This window comes from Halomonas sp. 707B3 (assembly GCF_024158645.1).
Classification (GTDB): Bacteria; Pseudomonadota; Gammaproteobacteria; order Pseudomonadales; family Halomonadaceae; genus Vreelandella; species Vreelandella lionensis.
Window position 1 is genome coordinate 1 of the sequence record NZ_JAMZBE010000306.1, and the last position, 1,208, is coordinate 1,208.

The 1,208-nt window shown below is 53.6% G+C and carries 2 protein-coding genes; both read right to left on the reverse strand.

Going from position 1 to position 1,208, the window contains the following annotated elements:
• On the reverse strand, positions 1 to 819 hold an 819-nt coding region (locus BIS10_RS18810; protein WP_253507823.1), incomplete at its 3' end, for a substrate-binding domain-containing protein.
• 117 nt (positions 820 to 936) lie between these two features.
• On the reverse strand, positions 937 to 1,208 hold a 272-nt coding region (locus BIS10_RS18815; protein WP_392567206.1), incomplete at its 5' end, for a TSUP family transporter.

The following is a 1,208-nucleotide window of genomic DNA, read 5'->3' on the forward strand; positions in this document are numbered from 1 at the left end:
GAACCACAGTGAACGAGCAACCGGGTACTCACCAGAGCTAATAGCTTCTACTTCAGGCTCAACACCGCCAATGGTCGCACCCATGATGGTGTCCGGGTTTTCGACCAGGAAGGAGTAACCGAAGATACCGAAGGCGCCAGTGTCTTCCGCCAGACGCTGAACGATCAGGTTGTCGTTCTCACCCGCGTCGATATAAACGCCGTCGGTACGAATGTCGGTGTAACCTTCTTCACCATAGATATCCATCTCGGAAGAAGCGGCTTCCATGACCAGCTCTTCGAACGCGTCACGGGTACCAGAAGTGCTGGGCGGGCCATAGATAGAGATGGCGCGATCCGGCAGAGAAGCGTCGATGTCGCTCCAGTTGGTGTAGGGGTTTTCTACCAGCTCGCCGTCTACCGGCACCTGTGCAGCTACCGCCAGGAAGATTTGCTCAAGCGTCAGGTCGATCGGTTCATTAGTAGCGGCTAAGCCCAGAACGATACCGTCAGAACCGATTTTCGCTTCGGTGATATCAGTTACACCGTTCTCTTCGCAGCGCTCAAGCTCAGAAAGCTTCATGCGACGAGACGCGTTGGTGATGTCCGGCGTACCTTCGCCAACACCGTTACAGAACAGACGAATACCACCGCCAGAACCTGTAGACTCGATAACCGGCGTCGGGAAGTTGGTCAGCGCGCCAAACTCTTCAGTAACGTAGCTGGCGAACGGATAAACAGTACTGGAGCCGACGATACGAATCTGGTCACGTGCTTGTGCCACACCGGCAACGCTCATTACAGCCGCCGCGATAACGGTGGTTTTTAGAATACGGTTCATGCGAAATACTCCTGTCGATGTAGGGTTCTGGCCTTCGCATGACGTACTTTGCACTGCTTCGATGACATCTTTATGACATCGAAAAAAACAGCCAAACTTTTTGTTCGGCTGCTTCGCCTATAGCAGTAAGCCAAGCGCTGCGAGGGTGCATAACCCCAATGACAAGCGCTGCAGCAGTTGTTTATCCAATCGATGGGCGATGGTATCGGCCAGTGCATTGCCCAGTAAGACAGCAGGAAGAAAGGTAAGCGCCAGCTTGAAATGCCAAACGCTGATCTGCCCTGCCAGCGCCAGCGTCAGCAGGGTTAATAGAGAGGTCAGGACAAAAAAGGCTGCTAAGTTGCCGCGCATGCGGTCAGGTGAAAAACCATGCATCAGTAGCACAATGG